Annotated in this window: 3 protein-coding genes; all 3 read left to right on the top strand. The window is 64.4% G+C overall.

Features of this window, described 5'->3' with window-relative positions; genetic code table 11:
* Nucleotides 1-20: 20 nt before the first annotated feature.
* Nucleotides 21-860 (top strand): class I SAM-dependent methyltransferase, encoded by an 840-nt coding sequence (locus AC1D1X_RS19490; RefSeq protein ID WP_477670868.1) that lies wholly within the window; start codon nucleotides 21-23, stop codon nucleotides 858-860.
* A gap of 53 nt (nucleotides 861-913) precedes the next feature.
* Nucleotides 914-1396, top strand: a complete 483-nt coding sequence (gene rnhA / locus AC1D1X_RS19485; protein WP_457278630.1) for a ribonuclease HI — start codon at nucleotides 914-916, stop codon at nucleotides 1394-1396.
* 271 nt (nucleotides 1397-1667) lie between these two features.
* Nucleotides 1668-3062 (top strand): efflux RND transporter periplasmic adaptor subunit, encoded by a 1395-nt coding sequence (locus AC1D1X_RS19480; RefSeq protein WP_477670867.1) that lies wholly within the window; start codon nucleotides 1668-1670, stop codon nucleotides 3060-3062.
* Nucleotides 3063-3083: the final 21 nt, after the last annotated feature.

Here is a 3083-nt window from a genome sequence, read left to right as displayed (position 1 = left end):
AAATACATACAGTGGTCTCAATGAGCTCTGAAATTATAGGTTTGACGGACTGGCTGAAGACCCCTCCCGGTGGTTATCTTCTGGACTGGGAACGCACGCATTTTGACCAGGCCGTCAGTGACGTGTTTGGTTACCACGCACTGCAATTGGGCCTGCCGGAGCTCGACGCCCTGCAAGCCAATCGCATGCCGCACAAATGGCTGGCACTGGATTCCCTGCCGCCGTCGTCTGAACCCGGAAAGTCCCCGGCTACAGATACGAGCGGCCGCACGGCCGCAAGTTCCCGGCGCGCGGCGCTCCTGACCGATGCAGGAGCACTTCCCTTCCCGGAGAACAGCCTGGACCTGGTGGTATTGCCGCATACGCTCGAACTCAGCAGCGACCCGCATGCCAGCCTGCGCGAGGTGAGCCGGGTGCTTGTTCCGGAAGGTCGGGTGGTCATCAGCGGCTTCAACCCGACCAGTTTGTGGGGGCTGCGCCAGCGCCGCGGCCACATCTACCAGCGCTGGGGGTATGACAACCTGTTTCTTCCCAAAACAGGCGAGTTCATCGGCTACTGGCGCCTTCGCGACTGGTTGAGGCTGCTGGACTTTGAGGTAGAGTCGGGGCGCTTCGGCTGCTACCGGCCGGCGCTCACAAGTCAGGCCTGGCTGGACCGGTTCGAGTGGATGGATGCGGCGGGCGAACGCTGGTGGCCTATTTTTGGCGCTGTTTATTTCCTCGCGGCGGTCAAGCGTGTACGTGGCGTCCGGTTGCTTGAGCCCGCCTGGAAGGCGCGAAGGGCGCCGGCAACGGCACCCGCCGCGATAGCCAACAAGGAGCTGCTCACCCGTTCATCCCGCTCACAGCCGCCTGCCTGATTTTCTTTAACCACCGGCTGCTCTTTGGAGCTTCCCGGGAGCATTTGTAACGCATGACCGACACACCAACAGGCACAACGCCACAACCACAACACGTCGTGATCTATACCGACGGCGCATGCAAGGGAAACCCCGGCCCCGGAGGTTGGGGGGCGCTGCTGGCAATGGGCGGCACCGAAAAAGAGCTATTTGGCGGCGAACTTGGCACTACCAACAACCGCATGGAGATGACTGCCGTCATCGAGGCGCTGGCGGCGCTGAAGCGGCCCTGCAGCGTGACGCTTTACCTGGACAGCGAATACGTGCGCAAGGGCATTACCGAGTGGATTCACGGCTGGAAAGCCCGGGGCTGGCGTACAGCGGCCAAGGCGCCGGTCAAGAATGTGGATCTCTGGCAGCGCCTGGACGCCCTGGTCGTCTCCAGCGGCCACAAGATCGACTGGCGTTGGGTCAAGGGGCATGCCGGCGACCCGGGCAACGAGCGTGCCGACGCACTGGCCAACAAAGGTGTGGAACGCGCGCTCGGCCGCTTGTAACAAAGACCTGGCTGGGAGTCTGAAGACGGGGCGGGAACGCGCGCGCAAAAACACGCACCAAGCAGCCAAGGCCCACGTAAAAATTGCAAGCCCCGGGCGCACCATAAGCGTACATAGCATCCGTGCCGTTTTGGTCGCCCAGGGCGTTTGGTAAAGCCGTTGTAAAGCTACCGCGCTTACCCTGTGCAAAGGCCAGAAAAAGGCTGCGCGCGCCATGGTGTCCTGCTACATTGGAAGTTTGTATCTCTTTGTATAACAAGTTTTCCTCCCCATGGCATCAAAAGCAATTTACACAGCGGTCGCGATAGCGGGCATTGCGGTCGCCTCGGGTGCTGCCTGGTGGGTGCAAAAACCCAAGGCGCAGGGCGGTGCGGCCGAGTCTTCGCCGGTTGCCTCGACGGGCCAGGGCGCCGGCAATGGCACCAACGGCGCCGCCGCCGGAAAACCGGTGACCGTGGAAGCCGCGAAGGTGGAACTCGCCAGATTGTCGGATGACACCTCGGCCGTGGGCAGCCTGCGTTCGCGCCGTGGCGTGGTCTTGCGGCCCGAGGTCAGCGGGCGCATCACCCAGCTCAATTTCACCGATGGCCAGCGTGTGCGCAAAGGCCAGGTTCTGGTGCAGTTCGACGACCAGTTGCCGTTGGCGCAGGTGCAGCAAAGCCAGGCCGAACTGTCGATCGCGCGGGCCAACCAGAAGCGCAACCAGGAACTGGTGGCGCAAAACTTCATCAGCCAGCGCTCGCTCGATGAAAGCGCCGCCAACCTGCAGGTGGCCGAGGCCAAGCTGTCGCTGGCCAAGGCCACTGCCGCGCGGCTGAAGATCGTCGCACCATTTGACGGCATTGCCGGCATCCGGCTCGTCAACGTGGGCGACTACCTGAAAGACGGCGCGGACATCGTCAACATCGAGGACATCGAGGCCATCTTTGTCGACTTCCGGCTGCCTGAACGCTTTCAGAGCAAGGTCAAGCGCGGCCAGACAGCTGTGCTCGACATCGATGCCTTGCCCGGACGCAAGTACAACGCGCAAATCCAGGCCATAGACCCGTTGATCGACGCCAATGGCCGCTCCATTGGGATCCGGGGCTGCATCGACAACCGCCAGCTGCAGCTGCGGCCCGGCATGTTCGCCCGGGTCAACACGGTGTTCGGCGTGCGCGAGAACGCGCGCGTGGTGCCGGAGGAAGCGATTGTTCCGCAGGGCGGCCGGCAGTTCGTCATCAAGCTGCTGGAAGGCCCGAACGAGCAGACCCGCACSACCAAGCGCGTSGAAGTCAARGTCGGYCTGCGCAGCCCCGGCAAGGTCGAGATCCTCGAAGGCCTGGAGTCCGGYGACGTKGTGGTYGCGACCGGCCAGCAGCGCGTRCAGCGTGACGGCACTGTGGTGGCAGTGGTGGACCTGGCCGCAAATGCTTCTGCCCGCGCGGGCAACGCAAAAGCGCCTGCCGCTGCCGGTACTGCGCCCGCGGCAGCTGCCGCAACGGCCCCTGCGGCTGAGGCCGCGCCGGCCAAAGCTGTGGCCGCCGCCGCGCCGCAAGCACCACCGGCCGGCCCCAACCCCTGTGGCGTCGTGGTATCGGAAGCCCCGGGGGGCCTGGTGCCGGTGCGTAGCGTGGCCCCAACCGAGCGCCGCCCGGCCGGCCCGCCAGCCCGCGATCCCACTTGAGCGGCAGCCGCGCCGTAGCCC

The organism is Polaromonas sp. P1_G4, from assembly GCF_056405475.1.
The sequence above is the reverse complement of the archived record's forward strand: the minus strand, read 5'-3'. Positions and strand labels throughout refer to the sequence as shown.